Annotated in this window: 17 protein-coding genes and 1 pseudogene; 7 read left to right on the top strand and 11 right to left on the bottom strand. The window is 68.9% G+C overall.

The features are described from left to right. Window positions 1–8 precede the first annotated feature (8 nt). Window positions 9–1,118: an AAA family ATPase gene (locus ACGF5G_RS00155; protein WP_393257339.1), complete on the bottom strand. Its 1,110-nt coding sequence runs from the start codon at window positions 1,116–1,118 to the stop codon at window positions 9–11. Between the two features lie 63 nt (window positions 1,119–1,181). On the opposite strand from ACGF5G_RS00155, the gene ACGF5G_RS00150 reads away from it, so the two are divergent. The 3 genes from ACGF5G_RS00150 (at window position 1,182) to ACGF5G_RS00140 (ending at window position 4,033) form a co-directional block, all read left to right on the top strand. Beyond that, window positions 1,182–1,901, top strand: a complete 720-nt coding sequence (locus ACGF5G_RS00150; RefSeq protein ID WP_393257337.1) for a PP2C family protein-serine/threonine phosphatase — start codon at window positions 1,182–1,184, stop codon at window positions 1,899–1,901. Between the two features lie 142 nt (window positions 1,902–2,043). Then, a complete protein-coding gene (gene eis, locus ACGF5G_RS00145; RefSeq protein WP_393257335.1) occupies window positions 2,044–3,243 on the top strand; it encodes an enhanced intracellular survival protein Eis in 1,200 nt (399 codons plus the stop codon). A 40-nt stretch (window positions 3,244–3,283) separates the two neighbouring features. After that, the gene (locus tag ACGF5G_RS00140) at window positions 3,284–4,033 is read left to right on the top strand and encodes a ZIP family metal transporter (protein ID WP_393257333.1); all 750 of its coding nucleotides are present in this window, start codon (window positions 3,284–3,286) and stop codon (window positions 4,031–4,033) included. A 57-nt stretch (window positions 4,034–4,090) separates the two neighbouring features. On the opposite strand, the gene ACGF5G_RS00135 is transcribed toward ACGF5G_RS00140, so the two are convergent. The 5 genes from ACGF5G_RS00135 to ACGF5G_RS00115 all read right to left on the bottom strand — a co-directional run bounded on the left by ACGF5G_RS00135 (window position 4,091) and on the right by ACGF5G_RS00115 (window position 7,127). Further along, complete coding sequence (locus ACGF5G_RS00135) at window positions 4,091–5,164, bottom strand: NAD-dependent epimerase/dehydratase family protein (RefSeq protein WP_393257331.1); 1,074 nt, start codon at window positions 5,162–5,164, stop codon at window positions 4,091–4,093. 280 nt (window positions 5,165–5,444) lie between these two features. After that, window positions 5,445–5,747 carry a hypothetical protein gene (locus ACGF5G_RS00130; protein WP_357699096.1) on the bottom strand — a complete coding sequence of 101 codons (303 nt, stop codon included), beginning with the start codon at window positions 5,745–5,747 and terminating at the stop codon, window positions 5,445–5,447. 220 nt (window positions 5,748–5,967) lie between these two features. Continuing rightward, entirely contained in the window at window positions 5,968–6,459 is a 492-nt protein-coding gene (locus ACGF5G_RS00125) for a DUF1772 domain-containing protein (RefSeq protein WP_393257328.1), read from the bottom strand. 162 nt (window positions 6,460–6,621) lie between these two features. Beyond that, entirely contained in the window at window positions 6,622–6,870 is a 249-nt protein-coding gene (locus tag ACGF5G_RS00120; protein WP_393257326.1) for a flavin reductase, read from the bottom strand. Then, complete coding sequence (locus ACGF5G_RS00115) at window positions 6,867–7,127, bottom strand: hypothetical protein (protein ID WP_393257324.1); 261 nt, start codon at window positions 7,125–7,127, stop codon at window positions 6,867–6,869. The genes ACGF5G_RS00120 and ACGF5G_RS00115 overlap by 4 nt, the downstream gene beginning before the upstream one ends. 256 nt (window positions 7,128–7,383) lie before the next feature. On the opposite strand from ACGF5G_RS00115, the gene ACGF5G_RS00110 reads away from it, so the two are divergent. Then, complete coding sequence (locus tag ACGF5G_RS00110) at window positions 7,384–8,190, top strand: helix-turn-helix transcriptional regulator (RefSeq protein WP_393257322.1); 807 nt, start codon at window positions 7,384–7,386, stop codon at window positions 8,188–8,190. Then, window positions 8,177–8,368: a DUF397 domain-containing protein gene (locus tag ACGF5G_RS00105; protein WP_363702472.1), complete on the top strand. Its 192-nt coding sequence runs from the start codon at window positions 8,177–8,179 to the stop codon at window positions 8,366–8,368. The genes ACGF5G_RS00110 and ACGF5G_RS00105 overlap by 14 nt, the downstream gene beginning before the upstream one ends. 528 nt (window positions 8,369–8,896) lie before the next feature. Here ACGF5G_RS00105 and ACGF5G_RS00100 read toward each other — a convergent pair. From ACGF5G_RS00100 to ACGF5G_RS00085, 4 genes are all read right to left on the bottom strand, one after another. Next, the gene (locus ACGF5G_RS00100) at window positions 8,897–10,024 is read right to left on the bottom strand and encodes a hypothetical protein (RefSeq protein WP_393257320.1); all 1,128 of its coding nucleotides are present in this window, start codon (window positions 10,022–10,024) and stop codon (window positions 8,897–8,899) included. Continuing rightward, the gene (locus ACGF5G_RS00095; RefSeq protein WP_393257318.1) at window positions 9,996–14,291 is read right to left on the bottom strand and encodes a hypothetical protein; all 4,296 of its coding nucleotides are present in this window, start codon (window positions 14,289–14,291) and stop codon (window positions 9,996–9,998) included. Before ACGF5G_RS00095 ends, ACGF5G_RS00100 begins: the two co-directional genes overlap by 29 nt. Window positions 14,292–14,445: 154 nt before the next feature. Then, window positions 14,446–15,267, bottom strand: coding sequence for a hypothetical protein (locus ACGF5G_RS00090; RefSeq protein ID WP_393257316.1), 822 nt, complete (start codon window positions 15,265–15,267; stop codon window positions 14,446–14,448). Further along, complete coding sequence (locus ACGF5G_RS00085; RefSeq protein ID WP_393257314.1) at window positions 15,264–16,745, bottom strand: hypothetical protein; 1,482 nt, start codon at window positions 16,743–16,745, stop codon at window positions 15,264–15,266. Before ACGF5G_RS00085 ends, ACGF5G_RS00090 begins: the two co-directional genes overlap by 4 nt. A 404-nt stretch (window positions 16,746–17,149) precedes the next feature. On the opposite strand from ACGF5G_RS00085, the pseudogene ACGF5G_RS00080 reads away from it, so the two are divergent. Next, a pseudogene (locus tag ACGF5G_RS00080) lies at window positions 17,150–17,506 on the top strand (DDE-type integrase/transposase/recombinase); the annotation flags it as partial. Between the two features lie 383 nt (window positions 17,507–17,889). Here ACGF5G_RS00080 and ACGF5G_RS00075 read toward each other — a convergent pair. Next, window positions 17,890–18,141: a hypothetical protein gene (locus ACGF5G_RS00075; RefSeq protein WP_393257312.1), complete on the bottom strand. Its 252-nt coding sequence runs from the start codon at window positions 18,139–18,141 to the stop codon at window positions 17,890–17,892. Between the two features lie 915 nt (window positions 18,142–19,056). On the opposite strand from ACGF5G_RS00075, the gene ACGF5G_RS00070 reads away from it, so the two are divergent. Continuing rightward, on the top strand, window positions 19,057–19,557 hold the full coding sequence (locus ACGF5G_RS00070; RefSeq protein WP_393257310.1) for a hypothetical protein: 501 nt from the start codon (window positions 19,057–19,059) through the stop codon (window positions 19,555–19,557). The last annotated feature ends 93 nt before the right edge of the window (window positions 19,558–19,650 follow it).

The following is a 19,650-nucleotide window of genomic DNA, read 5'->3' as shown; positions in this document are numbered from 1 at the left end:
CGGGCGGCTCAGCCGTCGACCGGCGTCCGCGCCGGCAACCGCCGCCGCACCGCCCAGATCGCCGCCTCCGTACGCGACGCCGACCCGGTCTTGCGCAGCAGGTTGGACACGTGCACGGTGACCGTCCGCACCGAGATGCCGAGCGCCCGCGCGGCCTGCTTGTTGGACATCCCGGCGACCAGGCAGCCCAGCACCTCGATCTCCCGCCCGGTCAGCTCGGCGTCGACCGGGTCGGCCGGCCGGGGCGCCACCGCCGCCGACCACGCCGGTGCCGACCGGGCCGCCGTGGGCCGGGCCGCCGCCGTGGGCCGGGCCGCCGCCGTCGACCGGGCCGGTGGTGCCGGCGGCGGCGGGCGGAGCAACGCCTCGGGCCCCTGGCCGGCGTGCGCGGCGAGCAGTTCGGTCAGCGCGTACGGGTTGCCGCCGGTGCGCCGCCAGACCGCGCGCGCCAGGCGACCGGACGGGCGCGGGTCGGCGTACACCTGGGTCAGCACCTCGGCGACCTCGGCCGGGAGCAGCGGTCCGAGGTGTTGGCGGACGGCGCCCCGGACGCCGCAGAGCCGGGCCAGCGCGCGGACCGCGAGGTCCGGCGCGACCGCGTCGGCGGCGGGCCGGGTGGCCACGACCAGCAGCGCCGGCAGGTCGGCGGCGGTGGCCAGCTCGCCGACCAGGTTCAGGCTGGCCGGGTCGAGGGCGTGCAGGTCCTCCACCACCAGCACGGCCGGGCCGGTGCCGACCAGCAGCCGGACGACCCGCACCGCGAGCCGGAGCAGGGTGCCCGGCGCGTAGCGCTCGCGCGGCGCGGTGGGCTGCTGGGCCAGCCAGGCCAGCGCGTCCGGCGGCAGGTCGAGCCCGCTCGTGTCCCGACCCGTGAGAACGGCGGCCAGCCAGTCGTACGGGGCGGGGCTGTGCACCCGGGCCGCGCCGGAGAGCACCACCGCCGGGCGCGGGGCGAAGGCGTCCAGGGCGGCCGCGACCAGCAGTGACTTGCCCACCCCGGCCTCACCGGTGATCACCGCGACGGCCGGCGCGGAGCGCCGGGAATCGGCCACGGTGGACCACGCCCGGTCGAGCTCGGCCAGCTCACCGGCGCGCCCGACCATGGACACCGGCATCATTCCCACACCCTACGCAGTAGTGCGTAGAGACGGCGGCAGGGTGTTCTTGGCAAGCTTGACCCCATGACGCTGATCCTCCGCTCGGCCATCCTCAACGACATCGGCCTGGTCCGCACCAACAACGAGGACTCCGCCCTCGCCGGTGACCGCCTCGTCGCGGTCGCGGACGGCATGGGCGGCCTGCCCGCGGGCGAGGTGGCGAGCGAGATCGTCATCCGCATCCTCGACGAGCTGAGCCCGCCGACCACCCCCGACGAGGCCGCCGACGCGCTGCGGGCCGTGGTGAGCACCGCCAACCAGCGCATCCACGCCGCCATCACCGTCGACCCGGCCCGTGACGGCATGGGTACGACGCTCACCGCCGCCCTGCTCGCCGGGGACGCGCTGGTACTGGCCCAGGTCGGCGACTCCCGCTGCTACCTGCTGCGCGACGCCCGGCTCACCCAGCTCACCCGGGACGACACCTTCGTCCAGGCGCTGGTGGACCAGGGGGCGCTCTCGCCGGAGCAGGCACGCCACCACCCGCAGCGGTCGCTGGTGACCCGGGCGGTGCAGGGCGCGGACACGCCGCCCGCGATCGGGATGCTGACCGTGGCCGCCGGCGACCGGCTGATGCTGTGCAGCGACGGCCTGTCCGACTACGTCGAGGACGCCACGATCGCCGCGGCGCTGAGCACGTACGCCGACCGCCAGCAGTGCGGCGAGCAGCTCGTCAAGCTCGCCCACCAGGCCGGCGCGCCGGACAACGTCACCGTCGTAATCTCCGACGTCACCGCCGTCTGACGCGGCCCGGTTTCCCGTACGCGAGAATCCGGGCCGGCCGGGTGGTGTCAGGTGCCGATCGGCGGCCCCGCGGCGAGGCGCGGTCCCGGCCGTTCCCCGGATTACGGTTGCGCCGGCCGGGAAGCCGGGATGGGATTGGCGGATGACCATCCGCCGGGTGCACTCCGAAGAGCGCCTGACCACCAGCTTCCCGCTCCAGGCGTACGCGTTCGAGACGTCGCCGGCCCGCGCCGGCCGGACGGAGGAGTACCGCGACTACCTGCCGTACAACGAGGGCAACCGGACGCTGGTCGCGGAGGCCGACGGCACGACGGTGGCCGCCGCCTCGGCGGTGCCCATGCGGCAGAACCTGCGCGGCACGGTGCTGCCGATGGCCGGCGTCGCCGGGGTGGCCACCCACCCGCTGGCCCGCCGGCAGGGACACGTCCGGGCCCTGCTGCACCAGTTGCTCGACGAGATGCGCGACGAGGGGCACGCGCTGACCGCGCTCTGGCCGTTCCGGTCGTCGTTCTATGCCCGGTTCGGCTACGTCGGGCTGCCGAAGGCCCGCACGGCCACCTTCTCGCCGGCCGACCTCGGCGAACTGCTCCGCGCCGACCTGCCGGGCGAGGTGGGCTGGGAGCGGATCGGCGCGGGCTACCCGACCTGGCGCGAGTTCACCGAGCGCTGTCTGCGCGAGCGGCACGGCTTCGCGATCTTCCCCGACTACCGGGACGTCGGGCTGCGCGACCGCGACGAGCGGTGGCTGCTCACCGCCCGGGTCGGCGGGACGGTCACGGGCGCGGTGACCTACCGGATCGACGACCACGGCGGCACGCTGGTCGCCGATGACCTGCTCGTCACCGACCCGGTGGCCCGCGCGCTGCTGTTGCGGTTCTTCGCCCAGCACGTCGACCAGGTGGAGCGGGTGAGCGTCCTGCTCCCTGTCGACGAGGTGCCGGAGCTGTGGCTGACCGACCTGGCCGTGCACGTCGAGGCGCGGGTGGCCCGGCCGGGATCGTCGGCGCCGATGGCCCGGCTGCTGTCGGTGGACGCGCTGGCCGGGCTGCCCACGGGGCCGGGCCGTGTGCGCGTCGAGCTGACCGGTGACCGCTGGCTGGCCGGGTCGTACCTGCTGGACGGCACGACCGGCGCGCTGGAACTGGTCACCGGCGCCGCCGCCACCGCCGGGGAGCCGCCCACCGCCACGCTGACCGCCGCCGGGATCTCGGCCCTGGCGTACGGGGTGCTCGACCCGGTGGAGGTGGGCCTGCGGGGGCTGGGCGAGGTGCCGGCGGACGCGGCGGCGGAGCTGCGCCGCCTCTTCCCGCGTCACCTGCCGTACCTGTTCGCCGACTTCTGACCCCGGTTGGCGGGCGCACCGACGGGGTACGGTCCCGGGAATGCCGGAGTGGTTGCAGGCGGGTGGGTGGGGGCTGCTGGCCGGGTCCGCCCTGTTGCTCGGGGCGGCCGTGGGCTGGTTCGCCCGGGTGCCGCAGCGGGTCATCGCGTCGGTCATGGCGTTCGGGGCGGGGGTGCTGCTCTCCGCCGTCTCGTTCGAGCTGATCGCGGAGGCGCACGAGAAGGGCGGCCTGCTGCCCACGACACTCGGCGCGGCCGGTGGCGCGCTGGCCTACACCCTGGCGAACGTGCTGCTCGCCCGGTGGGGCGCGCGGCACCGCAAGCGCTCCGGCGACCGGCAGCCCTCCGAGGGCGAGCGGCCCGGCTCGGGTTCCGCGATCGCGGTCGGCGCGCTGCTGGACGGCGTACCCGAATCGGTGGTGATCGGGGCCAGCCTGCTGGCCGGCGGGCCGGTCAGCCTGGTCACCGTGGTCGCGGTCTTCCTCAGCAACGTGCCGGAGGGCCTGTCCAGCGCGGCCGGCATGCGCCAGGCCGGCCGCACCCGGCGGTACGTCTTCGCGCTCTGGTCGGCGATTGCCCTGGTCAGCGGCGTGGCGGCGGTGGCGGGCTTCACGCTGCTCGGCGACGCCCCGCCGGCGGCGCTCGCGGCGATCACCGCGCTGGCGGCCGGCGCCATCCTGGCGATGATCACCGACACCATGGTCCCGGAGGCGTTCGAGGACGCCCACCTGCTGGTCGGCCTCGTCACCGTGGCCGGATTCCTGACCGCCTTCGCCCTCTCCCGTCCGTGACCCGCCCCCGGCAGGGCGCCCGCCCCTGATTCCCGGGGCCGGTCGGGGCGGCGCGCGTCAGTAGGGGTTGCCGTGGCCGGCGGGGCGGCCCCGCAGCAGGGCGGCGGGGCGGCCACCTGCGGCGGACATCGCCGGGCTGGCGGTGCGCGCGCCGTCGGCCATCCCGGCGAAGAGTTCCTTCAGCGCGCTGACCGCGTCGTGCCGCGGCTGCCAGCCCAGCTCCGCCTCGGCACGCTCGCTCGACATCAGCGGCGCGTTCAGGGCCAGTTCCACCCAGCCGGCGTCGATCGGTTGCAGCCGCGCCCGCCAGGTGAGCGCGGCGGCGGCGCGCAGCACCGGGGCGGCCACGGGCACCGTCCAGCCGTGGAAGTGCCGGGCCACCAGCTCCGGGGTCAGCACCGGGTCGGCCGCGACGTTGAACGGGCCGCGCGCGTCGCCCAGGACCGCCCGGGCGTACGCGTCGGCGACGTCGTCGGTGTGCACCGCCTGCATCCGCAGCCGCCGGTGCGTCGGCACCAGCGGGATGCGGCCGAAGCGGAGCAGCCGGACCGGCGCGAACGGGCCGAGGAAGTAGCGGGTGATCTCGGTGGCCGCCGCCCGCTGGAAGTTCAGGCCGGGCCGCACCCGCACGACGCGCAGCCCCGGGTGCTCCCGCTCGGCCCGGTCCAGCAACGCCTCCACCTCGGCCTTGTCCCGGCTGTACGACGAGCCGGGCACCCCGGTCGCCGGCCAGCGCTCGGAGACCGGGTGGTCCTTCGGGCCGGGCGCGTACGCGCCGACCGACGAGGCGACCACCAGGGCCGGCACGTTCGCGCGGACCACCGCGTCGACCACCGCCGCACTGCCGCCGACGTTGGTCCGGCGCAGCACCCGCTGGTCGTGGCTGGGCTGGATCTGCCAGGCCAGGTGCACCACCGCGTCGGCCCCGGCGAGGACCTCCGCGAGCTGGTCGGCCGCGCCCGGCAGCCCGACGTCGCAGGAGTGCCACTCCACCTGGTCGTACGGCTCACCGGCGTCCGGCCCCGGCAGCCGGCGCGCCACCCCGACGAGATCCACTCCGCGTTCCCGGCGCAGCCGGCGCAACAGGGCGGTGCCGGCGTTGCCGGTCGCGCCCACCACCACGATCCGCATGCCCGACCCCGTACCCGGTCAGCCGCCCGCCAATCGCCGCGCCCGGCAGCCATCAGGGGCGGCGTCAGGGGCGGGACGGCCGTCAGGGGCGGGGCGACCGTCAGGGGCGGGGCGACCGTCAGGGGCGGGGCGACCGTCAGGGGCAGGGCGACCGTCAGGGGCGGGGCGACCGTCAGGGGCAGGGCGACCGTCAGGGGCAGGGCGACCGTCAGGGGCAGGGCGACCGTCAGGGGCAGGGCGACCGTCAGGGGCAGGGCGACCGTCAGGGGCGGGGCGACCGTCAGGGGCGGGGCGAGTGGCGCACCCAGCTCTTCTTCTCGTCCCGGCGCCGGCCGTCCGAGGCGGCCAGGCAGCGCGGGCAGATCCGGCCGACCGGGTCCGCCTCGGTGAGCACGTCCGTCGACCGGTACTCGAACCGCACGTGGGGGAAGCGGCGCAGCCGGGTCCGGCTGAGCGGGAGCCCGCAGACGGTCTGGTTCTGGCCCGGCAGCCAGGCGTGCACCTCGCCGGCCGGCTCCCGTACGCCGTCGGGGCCGGTCTCCTCGCCGGAGGCCGCGACGGCCGGGGTGCTGCTGATCCTCATGCGGGCACGGTTCCCCCGCGCCGGCCCGCCCATGCCTGCCGACCTCCCGGTCTCCCGACCTCCCGGCCTCCTGGTCTCCCGGCGGTGGCGGTAGTGGGTGACGGGCGGTGCCGGCGTGCCGGGCCGGCGGGGCGGTCAGCCGCGCCAGGGCCGGCAGGGGCGCTCAGCCGCGCCAGGGCCGGCAGGGGCGCTCAGCCGCGCCAGGAGCCGGCGAGGCGGGTCAACCGCGCCGGGTCAGCAGGGCGCCGATAAGGCAGGCGAACGCGGCCACCGAGGAGAGCGTGCGGATCAGGTTCCAGCGCACCCAGGCCACCTCGAACCAGGCCCGCACCTCGGCCAGGTCGCCGATCCGGTCCACCGGGCCGGCGGCCTCCAGCCGGTCGTTCAGCGGCACGTTGAGGCGTACGGTGACGACGAAGGCGACCAGGTAGCAGGCCAGCGCGGCGACGGTCCAGAGCAGGGCCGGGCCGCCCCGGGTCAGGTGCAGGGCGGCGGCCAGGGCGAGCAGCAGCAGCGCGCCGAGGAACGCGCCCAGGAACCAGCCGTTGAGGATCTTCCGGTTGATCGACTGCATGGTGCCGATCAGCGTCCGGTCGTCGGTCGCGCCGAGACCCGGCATGACCGCGCAGGTGAACGCGAAGAACAGCCCCGCCATCAGCCCGGTGGTCAGGGTCGCCCCGGCCAGGGCGGCCGTGCGGATCGTCTCGAACACAGGTGTCCCTCCCCCGTCGTCGTCCCCGCCAGTCAACCGGGGCGTGATCCTCCCGGCCATGGCCGGACCGCTCGACCCGATAAGCGAGCGTCCACCGCACGACGAGGGGACCGCCCGGACCGGCCCACGGGAAGACCGGCCCGGGCGGGATCAGGGGGCGGCCTACCCGCGCGGGCGGGCCCAGCCGGTGAAACGCTCGGCCAGGTCGGTGCACGACCGCTCGCCGTCCAGCTCCGCGAGCTGCCCGGCCGCCTCGGCCTGAAGGGTGCCGAGATAGACCAGCAGCGCGGTCCGGTCGGTGCGGTACTCGCCGAGCAGCCGCAGCTTCGCCGCGGAGCAGGGCCAGGCGGTCCCGCAGGCCGCGCAGCGCCAGGTGGGCCGGGACGGTAGGTGGTCGCGGCGGCGGGTCACCGCGCCGGCACCGTGACGACGGTCGCCCGGTCCACCCGGACGAAGGCGTACCGCTCGCGTGGCCGGAGCGTGCCGTCCGGGGTCAGCTCCCGACCGCGCAGCTCGACCCACTCCGCGCCCTCGAACGGCCCCCGGCTGAGGATCTCGGTGACGTACAGCGTGAGGATCCCGGTGCCGAACCGGTAGGAGTCCTCCGGCACGCGGATGACCTCGCCCGTCACGATCGCGCCCTCCCGGCGCGGCCTGTTGCCCGTCACGCCTGCCTCCCATCCGTCGCCTGTCCGTGGCCTGTCCGGTGCTCGACGGGGGCCGCCGACGGATGCTCAACTCCGGGGGGCGGCCCCCGCGAGGACCGCCCCCGGCCAGTGCTCCACGAGCGGCCCTCGCTGGTGACACTCTGCTGTGGAGGCGACTACGCTCGGAAGGCTCTGCGGGCGTACGGGTGGGGCTGGCCAAACCCGCGCCCGGCGAGTGGCGCCCTGGGTAGTCGATCTTCAAACTGGGAGGCCCTGAATGGCCGACGTGCCGAGTCCGCTCGCCGCCTTCGTCGTGGCCGAGATCCGCCGCGCCCGAGGCGGTGCCGGCATGACGCAGGAAACGTTCGGCCGGGGTGCCGGGTTCAGCGCGTCGCACGTCAGCGCCGTCGAGGGCGGCACCCGCGCCCTGACGATGGACTTCATCAAGGGCGCCGACCGGGCGCTCAAGACCGGCGGGCTCTTCGAACGGCTCGTCGCCAGCGTCGGCGCGCCGTCCTGGTTCCTCCCCTGGCTCGACGCCGAACGCGCGGCAACCCAACTCCGCTACTTCGAGCCGAACCTGATCCCCGGTCTGCTTCAAACGGAGGACTACGCCCGCACCGTGCTGCGGTCAGTCGACATCCTCACCACTGACGAGGTGGAGCAGCGCGTGTCGGCTCGGGTGGAGCGACAGAAGATCCTGACGAGCGATCGACCACCCCAGTTCGTCGCGGTACTCGACGAGTCAGCGCTGCGCCGCTACGGCGACGGCATCGGTGCCGTCATGGCGCAGCAGATCGCCCACCTGATCGCTCTCGCCGAGCTGCCACACATCCATGTCCACGTCATCCCTGCGTCGAGCGGGCTGCATGTGGGCCTGTCGGGACCGTTCGCCCTGGCACGCTCCAGGGAGGGCGTGTGGGTCGGGCACCTGGAGAACCAGCTTGCCGGTGTCGTCATCGACAAAGACGATGACGTAGCTACGCTTCAAGCTCGGTGGGAAAGTGTGCGTAACGAGGCTCTGCCCCGCCGGCAGTCCATCGACCTGCTCAAGGAAGTAGAGAGCCAACATGGACCTCAGTAACGCCCGCTGGCGCAAGGCAACCCGTAGCGGAGCGAGCGGCGGGAACTGCGTCGAGGTGGCCGACAACCTGCCCGGCGTGGTCGCCGTCCGCGATTCCAAGGACCCGACCGGCCCGGCCCTGACCTTCGCCCCCACGGCCTGGCGCGCGTTCGTCGCTCGGACCGCCGGACGGGCCTGACCGCCCATCCCGTACGCCTGGAAGCGCCCGTCTCCCGACCGAGGGCGGGCGCCTCCGTGGTCGCACCCAGCGCACCCTCGTTGAGCTGCGCGTATCGACGGCGGCGCGGAAGCCGAGAGCCGCCGCCGGCCAACGTCCGGTAACCTGAGCGCGCGGGCCGCTAGCTCAATGGCAGAGCTGTGGACTTTTAATCCACAGAATTTCTGTTTGGCGTATGAACGGTCAGGCACCTGAGCTGCGGGAATGCCACGCTTTGCCATCCACTGTGGATTTCGGATGCTCGTAGGGTGCTCGCTTGTGCATATGCAACCGGGGCAGCAGGGAGTGGCCCGCGTTGACCCGCATTGTCCCGTCCGGCGGGGGCGGGCGATGACTCCGACCAACGAACGCGAACCGAACTCGATTCGCCTACTGCCGTTGCAGTACAAAGGTTCGGGCACCGCGGCAGCCCCCGCCGCACCAGGTACGGCGCACACGCAGCGGCACGAGGCCACGGTTACTGCTGGTGATGATCGAGCCGACAAGATGTCAGACCACGTCAGCGTGCCATGTGCTTTTTTGAATGAGGTGCCGGTAGCCGACCCACTCCTGCGCGATCCGTCGGCCGTTGACCAGAAGTTGCGCTGCGGTTCGACGGAGCGATGGGGGTAGCCAGTCGACCAGGTCGGCCGCTTCAGTCGTAGAGACTTTACGTTCTCGGCTGGGGGTGCACCGCCCGACCTTCGCTAAATCTGCGTACAGGTGCATGGCGGGTCGCACGGGCGGCAGGTTATGGGTAATGGCGGTCCGTGCGGCTGCACGGGGGATGCGTACTCCGGTGAGGTCCAGGTCGCCGAAGTACCGGACCTCAGTGATTCCATGCTTGTCCGAGATTGATTCGATCGAGGCAGTGAAGGTGTTGCCTAGCCCCCATGCGAGATAGCCGAGGCTGTGATCTTGTGGCAACGCGTGTACCAGCGACCACCATGTTGCCGAATTCTCGACGACCATCAGCAGGTCTCCTTTGCCGACTCGCTGGTAGTAGCCATCGCCGACCTCGTTGAGGAATCGTTCGGTGAGCAGCGGAGGTGGAATGGTGAATGCGTGCAGCAAGGCCAGCAGCCGGTCGGTGTCAGAAAATAGCGGTCCTGACTTCAGGGTGCCGAATGTCTTTTCGGGGAAAGGAAAGTGATCCTCGATCCCGAACATGCCGAATATTTCGAGCGCGCGTTCGCGGATCGGTACAGGCGTTTGGTCGGGGTTGCTCATCAGCCAGGTGTTGATCGCTGTATAGGCGGCTCGCTGTTTGGGCGTCGCGGTTTGCCAATGGTGGGCCAAGTCGTAGATCGAGTGATGCCAGCGAGGCATTGGCGGCGGAGTGGCTGAGGAGGCGGTTGTGGTGGCCTCGAGCCAGACCAGGAGTGGAAGAGGGATCTTTTCGCGATCGTCGGCTCGGCCGGGGGTTACAAGGCGGTGCTCCTGTAGGTCCTTCAGGAGCTGGGAGAGTTGTGTGCTGCCATGGACGGCGTCGGGCTCGTGATACTTGAGGGCTTGAAAGGCGGCCCAGACCTGGGCGATGGGAACTTTCTTGCGGCTGGTGCCGCGCCAGCCTTGGCTGTTGGCCCATCCGACCAGTTGTACGTGCAGGTCATGGGCGTGGGGGTGCAGGCTGGTCATATCGATTTGTATCACGCAGTAGGACCCTGGTCGACGATAGGACGCCGGTGCCGTCGGGTGGGGCGAGTCCGTTTAGGTGGGGGCGGACGGTGTGTTCGACGGAGAGGTACTTCCGTCCGGCCCTCAGGTCGGCGTCGTTGCGTAGCCCGACGATCACGGGGAAGTTGCTTAATGCCTCGGCGTCGAATAGACCGGTCGTGTAGATCAACTGAACCCCGAGGGCGGCGGCGACGCCGCGCTGAAGGTCGAGCAGGTAGCCAGCAGAGGCCCGCCCGATGGGGTTGTCGAGGAAGAGCACGCCGGAGTGGCGAAGGCGTGGTCGTCCGCGGTCGTTGGCGCGCAGCCCTGCCATGGTGCAGTAGACGATGATCGCGGCGGTTAGCTGTTGACCGCCGGAGAAGACGTCCGTGATCTCCGAGACGCGTTCCCGTTCGTCCCGTAGAACGGCGTCGGGCTTGAGCAGGTCGACGTGGAAACCTTTTGGTACCGCGGCCATGACGCCTCGAAGCAGTAGAGTGATGCCGTCTCTTTTGGCGGCGCGGCCGGCTCCGGGCGCCGCCTCGTCGATGACTTCCCCGACTCGTTCTGCAAGGACAGCCCCCTCCAGCGGCGTGAAGGCGATGCGCAGGAACTCCTTTTCAGACCAGTCGCTGAGGCCACGGGGAAGCCGGGACAGCCGTTGTGCCTGGCGTAGGGTCCGCAGGGCGTCTTCGACGAGAGCCTGGAGGCGTACCACGATGGCTTTGCGGTGGCGGTCGATCTGGTCAAGGTCGTCAACGAGGGAACGCAGGCGCGGACGCAATGCCTCGATCCACGTGGTGGCGTGGTCGGGCAGCGTGTTGCGATGTATCGCGACGATCTGGGTTCGGACAGGGGCGTTCAACGTCTCAAATTTTCGATCGGCCGCACATTGTGCTACGTCGTCGGCTGCGGAGCGGAGATCGTCCTCGGCGTGCCGGGCCTCGATGTCCGCCTTCTGCCATGCGGCGTGTAGACGGGTATACCGCTCGCGAGCGGTGTCGACGTCGCCGTCGAAGGCGTCGGCGGTGTTCACCTCGCCGTCCTGGGCGTGTGGTGCGGTGGTCGCATTGAGGATTTGGAAGGCGTTGGCGATTTGGCGAATTTCCTCCATCGCTTGGACTGCCTCACCACGCTGTCTTGTGAGGTCCTCGTGGTCGGCGATGACCTTGTCGATGCTGGTTGCAGCCACATTGAGTAGGCGTTCGCCTTGCGCGACGTCTCGCGGCGTTTCTGGCAGGTGTACCGGTCGGGCAGGCTGTGGAAGCGCGTCCAGAAGGGTTTGTTCCGCAGTAACGGTGCCCACGGCGGCTGCCCGCTGGGTCTCAGCCTTCAGTGCGTTCGCCTCGGCACGCTCGCGCGCTGCAGCACGAGATGCGGGGTCCGAACCGGACGGCGACGACAGCAGTTCGCCTGCCCGGATAGCGACCCCTTCACCGAGTTCCCGCAAGGCGGCGTTGGCCTGAGCCTCGGCACGGTGGGCCTGATCCAGCGCGGAGCGTAAGTCGGCGCCAACCTCGGCTTGTGAATATGTGCGTTCAGCCTCTTGGAGCCTTTCCCGCAATACCGGTATCGCGGCTTCAGGAATCGGGTCATCCTCACTGACCTGCGCCGCGCCGCGAATGTCGGCGAGATCGGCGCGAGCCCGAACGGCGGTTGACTCGTGCTGGTCAGCCTCGCGCTGCAGGTCAGCGGCTTCGCGACGAAGCTCGGCGCAATGCCTCTGAAGGCCCTCGGCGCGTTTCGAGTCCTCGGCCTGAATATTCCGGGCATTGCTCGCCTCACGAGACCAAGTAGTGATCTGACGTTCGCGCTCAGCTAGGGTTGACAGTCGATTGCTGTCGCGCTCAAGGTCACTTAGCGCTGCGCGTAACTCGGGCAGGGCGTCACGGAGTTCAGCGCGGCTTTGCGTGAATTTCAGGACAACGGTGGCACGCTGATCTACGACTTCTGCGGCTTCCTCGACCTGACGCTCGCAGCCGTGTGCCTGCTGCTCCAGCGCGGCGATGCTGCCGGGGGGATAATCCTCGCGCCACGCCATCAGACGCGTGGCGAGCTCACGGTCGGTGGCCAGACGCGCATCCAGGCCCTCCAGTTCCATGAGTCGTCTGGTGTGCCTCGCAGTGATGGTAAGGCGCTCGGCCTCGGCGGCTTCTGGGTTGTACAGCGCAGAGTGTGGCGGGACAACGAACACCTCGCGCGTCGCTGGGTTACCCGCGTCGGGTTCGGGCTGGGCGAGTGCGTGTGTTGCTGCGACGGCAACGACCGCGGTCGGTCGTAGGCCTGCTTCAGCGACAAGTCTGCGAGCGAGGTCCAAGTCCTGCGGGTCGTTGAGCAGAACCCCGCCGGCCAGATGGGGAAGCCGTCGCACGACGGCCTCCCGCGCGTGCACGGTAGGGATCTCGGTGAGGTATTCCCAACCGGTCCAACAGGTGATTCCCGCGTTCCGCAGTGTCTCGTGGATCTGCATGACATCTGTCGGGGGTGGTAGCAGGTCGCCTGCGTCTAACGCTAGACGTGCTTGCTCGTCGGATGCTTCAGCCACGCGCAACCGCGTCCTAGCCTGATCGGTCCGGGATTGAGCCTCGGCGAGAAGCCTCAGGAGCGCGGGAGTGTCGACGTCGAGGCGCACGTCGTCGGTGTCGAGCAGGTCTACCAACCTCGGCACGGCCGCAAGCGCATCGGTCCGCTCCGTGGCCCGACGCACCGCGCCGGATGCCTCGTTGAGGCGCTGCTGGGCGCCGGTCAAAGCTTGCTTGGCGCTGTCGAGTTCAACCTGTGCCTCTTGCTGCTCTGCATCGAGGTCCCGCAGCCGCTGCTCCTGGCGGGCCAGAGCAGCACCCTCGCGTTTAGCCCGTTCCTTCAGGCTGGCGGCAGCCTCCGCTGCCGGCGTTCCCTCAAGTAGCAGCCCGTCTCGGGTGGCCGCAACGATTTCCTGCCGCACTTCGGCGATACGTTCGTCGAGTTGTTCAGCACGTGCGGCTGCCTGTGCGGCGGAGGTCGCAGCCTCGTCGCGCTGCCCCTGAATCTCGTCAGCTCTCGTCGTGCGGTCGGCTGCTTGCTCGCGTTTAAGCAGCGCCTCCTCGTCTGCCGATCGGGCGATGGACATCAGGCCGCGTGCTAGGGCTCGGGCGGCTGCGTTGCGCTGCTCCAGCGCCGGACGGGCGGCGTCCTCACGAGCATGAACGAGCTTCTCCAAGCCCTGGACCCGATCTTCGGCCTGCATCTGCTTGAGTACGGTCCCGGTCGCCGACCACGCTTGTGCCGTGAGGCTGGCTTCCGATGCGGCATCGGTAGCGGTCTTCTGCCTCGCAAGTGCATCCGCCAGCCGGAGCTGTGCTACACGTAGTTTGAGCTCGGCGTGGACGTCCTTCTGCGACGCGAGTGCCGCGGCTGTCGCCTTTTCCTGCGCCTCGATCTCAGCAACATGCTTCTGACGCTGAGCGAGGAGTTCCGTCTGCCGCCTCGTGCGGCTCGCCACCATGGCAGCCAGTTCCTGGAGTGCCTTAACCGCCGAGTCGGCGTGGTTGCGCGCTTTGATGGCGGCGTGCTGCCTTTCAGCGAGCGGCACAAGGAAGGCGAGGACAGATCCGACGAACTCCTTTTCGAGCATCAGGTCGCTTCGGCTCGACAGGGTGTCTGCATAGGTTGCCAGGACGTCGGCGACCTCGTTGGGACCGTCCTCGGGTAGCACGGCGCGGAGCAAGAACTCTACGAACGCTTCGTCGCTGGCGAAGGTGAACGCGTCGGCTGCCTCACCTTCGCCGGCGTTCATCGCGCGTTGATAGCGGAACAACTCAGTGTCGAGCCCGACAGCGTCCAGCTGTTCGGTCCAAAGGCCGTGCGTACGTGTCCAGTACAGGTCAACGGTCGGGTCGTCGGCGTTGACGGCAGCGAGCCGCGTCTTGAACTCCGCCACGCTTAGCTTTAGGCCGTCCTCGGCGAACGGGAGCGTATCCAAATCCACGCGATGCCCCGGACGCAGGCTGTACCAGGAGTCCAGAAGGTTATCCGCGTCGGTGGAGATCCGGCGGTCGCGCCATTCAGATACCTTGCCCGTGATGAGAAGGCGGCCGGTTTGGGTGTGCATCCACTCCAGGACCACATGGGCCACATCGCGGGCGAGGACGAACTTCTCCAGCACCTTCGTATTCGTCGTGCCGACGACTTGACGGCGGCCAGGCAGCATCACGGAGAATATGAGCTTGATGAGGACCGACTTGCCGCCGCCGTTCTCCAGGAACAGCACGCTGGCTGGAGAGGGACGACGAATGGGAGCCGACGGGCCCAGGAGCATCGGCTGGTGGTGCTGAATCGAGGCTCCCGCTCCGGACAGGTCAATAAGGACGTCTTCGTAGCGTGCACCAGGCGGGCCAACGGAGAACAGTCGGATACGCGAAAGCTCATACATACGGCGCCCCCTCCCACAGGCCGCCAGCTACGCCGGGTGCTAGCGCGCCTTCTCCGTCTAGTGGGGGTACCACGCCGAGGGAGAGCAGCTCACGGAAGGCTGACTCGGCGGCTAGTTCGCGTGCCTGAATCTGGTACCGGCTGGTCGTCCGATACACACCGTTGCCTTCCTCGCCGACCTGCACCAGCAGGCCGCGGTCGGCGAGCCAGCGCAGCGCCCTGCTGACCATCCCACGGGTGGTGCCGGCGTTGAGCCGACTGTCTCTGGTTGTGGCCGTCTCCGGCCGGCGGGAGTAGGCACGCCACACCTGCTCCAACTCGGGAGCCTCCGCGCTCGGGTCTTCCCTCTCTCCTGCCTGGGTTACGCGCTCCTCCAAGACCCGGCATGTCTCGCGCACCATCGCATCCACGTAGGCGACCGAAACTCGACCGACGTAGCTGTCATCGGCCAGGTCGGCTGGACGCGGGAAGCTCAGCGCCGCCACTGCGAGGTGCACAATGCCGTGCAGGACCTTCTCGGTATCTCGGCGCTCCCGGACGCGGGCTTGGCGAGCGTAGTCCTCCATCTTCGTCTCAAATACCGACTCTGTCGTGGGCACCACCACGATGCCGCCACGCCTGCTGACATCCAACACGACAAGCCCGAAGCCGCTCGCGATCGCACGCACCAGCTGCGCGAAGGCAGTGTCCTGCAGGTAGCGGCGAACAAGTTCGCCGTACGTACGATCTCGGTCAGGAACCTGCCTGGTGCGCAGACCGAAATCGACTAAGCGTGCAGCTGCCTCAGCGTCCATGTTGGCTGCGGAGTCGCTCATTCGCCGACCGCCCCGGCACCATCTGCCTCTGCTCGCACGGAATCCTTAGGGACCACATCCGCACGGGTCAGGAGCAAATCGTCGCCACCCGCTCCGGCCGACCTGGGGCCGATCCGCGTGCCGGCAGGAACGGCCACAAGAAGACGACGCTGCCCATGCCGCATGGCACTACCAACAGCAGGGCTGAACGCGTGCACGGCCCGCAACGCCACCAGCACGGGCAGATCCGGGCCGTGAACGGTAGCTTGCTCGAGTAGCGTCGACAGCGAGCGGGTAACACCGGAAAGATCCAACAGCTCATCCGACATCTGCCAGAGCTCATCGGTGAACCGGGCTCGATCGACGGCCGACACGTCCAACTCCGGATCCGCGACGGGACCAACAGTACGATCGCGCAGCGGCGCGGGCCGCAGCAACCTCGCCACAAGCGATGCCAGAGAGGGCACGTCGGGCACGCGTACACCGGTGGCAGCGCGGAAGAACGCCTCCACCGAAGGCACAGCCTCGGTAATAGAGGTCTGCAGCAGCGGCGTCAGCAACTGGCCGTAAAGGTTGAACGTGGAGCGCTGCGGACGGCCGGAGAACTGCTGGCGGTCCTGCTCGGCACGGAAGATCGCCCGGGCGGATAGCAGCCGATGTTGAAGCTGGGTGTGCCGCCGCACGCAATCTGAGACGATCTCCGCCAACTCGGCCGCACGCCGCTTATGTGACGGGTCCTCCGACTCGTCCCGGGCTACCGCGATGGTGGCAAGGATCTTGTGTTCTACCTCAAACCTTTCCTCAATATGCTTGAGCGCGGTATCCAGCAGGTCGGGGATCTCAGCTTCCCAATCGACCGTACGGACGTCGCGTCGGGTCGCATCGAGACGACGCCTGATCGCCTCGCCGTACTGCACCGTGCGATACCGGGCCTGCTCAGCCGCCACGCGGGCGTCTACGAGCTTGCCGCGACTGATCAGGTTCTCAAGCTTCACCTCCGCCGCGACCTGAGCGGACTGAACATCGGTGTCTAAGGCTCCCACGAGGACGTTAATCGCCTCATCGGTGGTCCGCAGGTAGACTCCGCCACCAGGTGCTGCCAGCTCTACAACGAGCTTGAAATCGAAAACCCGACGCTGATAGACGCCATCGGCATCAACCTCACCGTAGACCCGCCGGAAAGCGCGGTCCACAGTGCCGACATTGATTAAGTTCTCCAGGACCCACTGGATCACCCGGATATGCTCCTCGCTGTCGCGGTCAGGAGCCTGGGCCGCAACGAATGGCCGAACGCGGTCCAGAATAGTATCGTGGGTAGCCCCAGCGTCGAAGTCCATCGCAATCGTGACCTGATCGATCGTATGCAAAGCGATCTCAGCCATTTGGTAGACCGACGCGTCCACCCACTCGAGCTTGCCCCGACGCGCATCCAGCTCGTGCAAAGGCACGGTGCATGCCAACGCCTTCAACCTGCGGGTGAGACCCTCATCCGCAGGCATCTCCCTTTTACCTCGCTCCTGATCCGGCAGGTAGTGTCCACCTGCATGCGGTGCGATTCAATGCTCCTGAACCGCGAGCCGCGGGTCCCCAGGAATCGTCGATTGTTTCAGCCGCACCTGCCTGATCCAACCAGACCGTCAGATTCTTGACACCGTGTTGTCCGGCAGGTCCGAGCTATGGCGACTACCTCGCCTCTCACCTGCACCCTATGAGGGCTCGCCAGTAGCTCAAGCCCTGGCAGGCCGACCAGATCGGCGACCTGCTGCGTATGCCGAGCAGCGAATCGGAGAGGATCAAGCCGACGCTGGCGGCGTCCTCACCGACGCCGCCGACGCGATCGTCAGCATCGACGCGGAGATCAGGACCAACGAGGACGGCAAGCCGGTGATCATCAGCGGGAGAACAACAGGTCGTCGACCGGCGCCGCCAGGCCCGACACCCCGCCCGGGCACGCCCGGAGCCGACCGCCACCGGGCCGGGGCAGGTGTTCACCTGGGACATCACCAAACTGCCCGGCCCGACCAAGGGCGTCTACTACGACGCCTACGTCATGATCGACATCTACTCCAGGTATGTCGTTGGGCACCACGTCGCGGCCAGAGAGAGCGCCGACATCGCCCACGACTTCATTACCGAGGTCATCGCCGTGCACGGCGTCCCACAGGTCGTGCACGCCGACTGCGGCACCTCGATGACCGCCAAACGCGTCGCGACGCTGCTGGCCGACCTCCACGTCACCCGATCGCACTCCCGCCCGCGCCACGGGCAGCAACGCAGGCTCGTGCTCTCCTGAGGCCCGACCGGGTGCGGAACCGTTAGTCGTCGAGGTCGGCGAACCGTAGCTCGGCCGCCGGTTTCCGGCATCGCGTCGTCGTAGTCCGGCAGCGCCCGCTCCGGCATGTGCACATCGGCGCCCGGGTCGATGCCCTCAGAGCTGCCGGTCCAGCAACCTCGGTCGTCCAACTCCAAGCGAGTAGGTCGAGCTGCGGCGTCCTGGCAAAGCGGCACCACGCTGCCTGTTGGGACGATGCATAGGGCATCTCCAGCGCACCGAGGACCATGGCTCCCTGCGACATTCGGCTGCCGCGGGAAGTAGAGGGGTGGCTGACGCAACACATGCGGCAGCCACCCCATCACCTAGATTTACTCGGACCACTCCGCGTAATTCAACCCGCAGCCCAGGCACTGGGGCTCGTCCTCGTCCAGCGGCGGCCAGTTGTGCTCGCAGCAGTTGAGGTCGCCCTTGAAGAACCCATCCCAGCACTCGCTGTACTCGGCAGCGATCCGCCCCCAAAGGGATACGGGATCAGCAGCCGTGTTGAGATCGATTTCCAGGCGGTCAGGCGGTCGGGTCAGCAGGGCATCCTGCCACCCTTCGACTCGGTTGGTAGGCATTGACAGAGTCCTCTCTGCCCGCCCGACCGGGACACGACAGCGGTACGTACGATCCCTGGTCAGCCACCCGACGGTGGCACAGGATGCGCGTACTGTTGTACGGTGGTGCACGCATGCAACAGGGTGCGCTGCGGCGCACGGACGTGAGCCGCAGTCATCAGGTGCATGTGCGCCCGGTAGGGCGGGTTGTCTGGACCCGCAGGACCGCTCGTGGAAAAGTTGATCCTGTCGGGTTTAGATCTTGTTGGCGATGGCGCAGTGGTGAGCAAGCTTACTGCTGCGCCATCGCGTTTTTCTTGGGGGCCTAGCGTAAGCATCGCCCCGTTGATCACGCGTTGGTGACCGCCAGCGCGGGTTGACGCGCCGCCATAGCGGCCACGACCCGTCGCAACGGTCACCCATCCCGAGGCCCGGCGGCTCCAGGGCACTGCTGGCGGGATCGCCCGTCGTGTCGACCACCTCCTTGTTGAACTTGACATTCCGGCCCTACGTGGGCCAGATCGTCTGATCATCCCACCCGCAGCGCAGGCCCGGCAACTCCCCTTGGCGCGGCTGCGGAGCGAGGCCTGGCGAATCCTGCACGTTTCCTGCGTCGATCCCCTACATTCGGCCAGCTATTGTGTCAACGTGACACACCATCCCCAGGGGCCCACCGGATACGACACCGACAGCTTCGCCGAGATAGCTCCGCGTAGTCACGGCTCGCATGCAGGCCGCATTGACTCTTGGGGCGCAGAGACAAACCAGACTATCGCTACGCAGATCCGCAACTGGCGGAATGTACGTGGCCTTAGTGCCCAGCAACTATCTGAGCGTTGCGCGTCCCTTGGGTACCCGATCCCTCGAAACATTATTGCCAACATCGAGACTGGTCGGCGAGGAAGCGTTACAGTGCCGGAAGCGATCATCCTCGCCATGGCACTGAACGTGCCGCCTATTCTATTGATCTATCCGGTCGGCAAGGAACTTTCAGTACGAGCGTCACCGCGGCAAGACTGTGGCACTTTCTACGCCGCCAGATGGTTTACGGGAGACGCGCGGCCCGCACCCGACATGGCTGGTCTTGGCGGGTCCGATGACTACAAGATTGCCAGCCGGGAGTGGGAGTCCGCTCGGGACATCGTCCAGACGTATCAGCGGCATGACATCCTGGTGCGGCGATACAGGTATGTTCGGGAAGACGTCATGGCACAGTTGACGCGAATGTCAGACCCGGCAGCGGCCGATGAAGAGCCAGACGTGCGGAAGATGCATAAACGCCGCACGGACGTACTCGTTAGCAATCTATCACGAGCAGGTGAAGTTTTAAGGAATCACCGAGCGCTGATGCAAAAGCTAGATCTTGCCCTTCCGGTACTGCCCCCAGACATCGATCTCACAGACGATCCAGCGGCCTACGAGGAAGATCCTTCTTGACATTCAAGTTCGCCCGATAGCTCTTGGATAACCAGCTCCCAGTCGTTCATCTGCGACGCTGGAAGGCGCGTGCTGGATTTTCGGCCATGCAAT

Origin of the sequence: Micromonospora sp. NPDC047730 (genome assembly GCF_043204765.1) — a bacterium.
Lineage (GTDB): Bacteria > Actinomycetota > Actinomycetes > Mycobacteriales > Micromonosporaceae > Micromonospora.
Note: the sequence above shows the minus strand (reverse complement) of the source record. Positions and strands in the feature narration are given on the sequence as shown.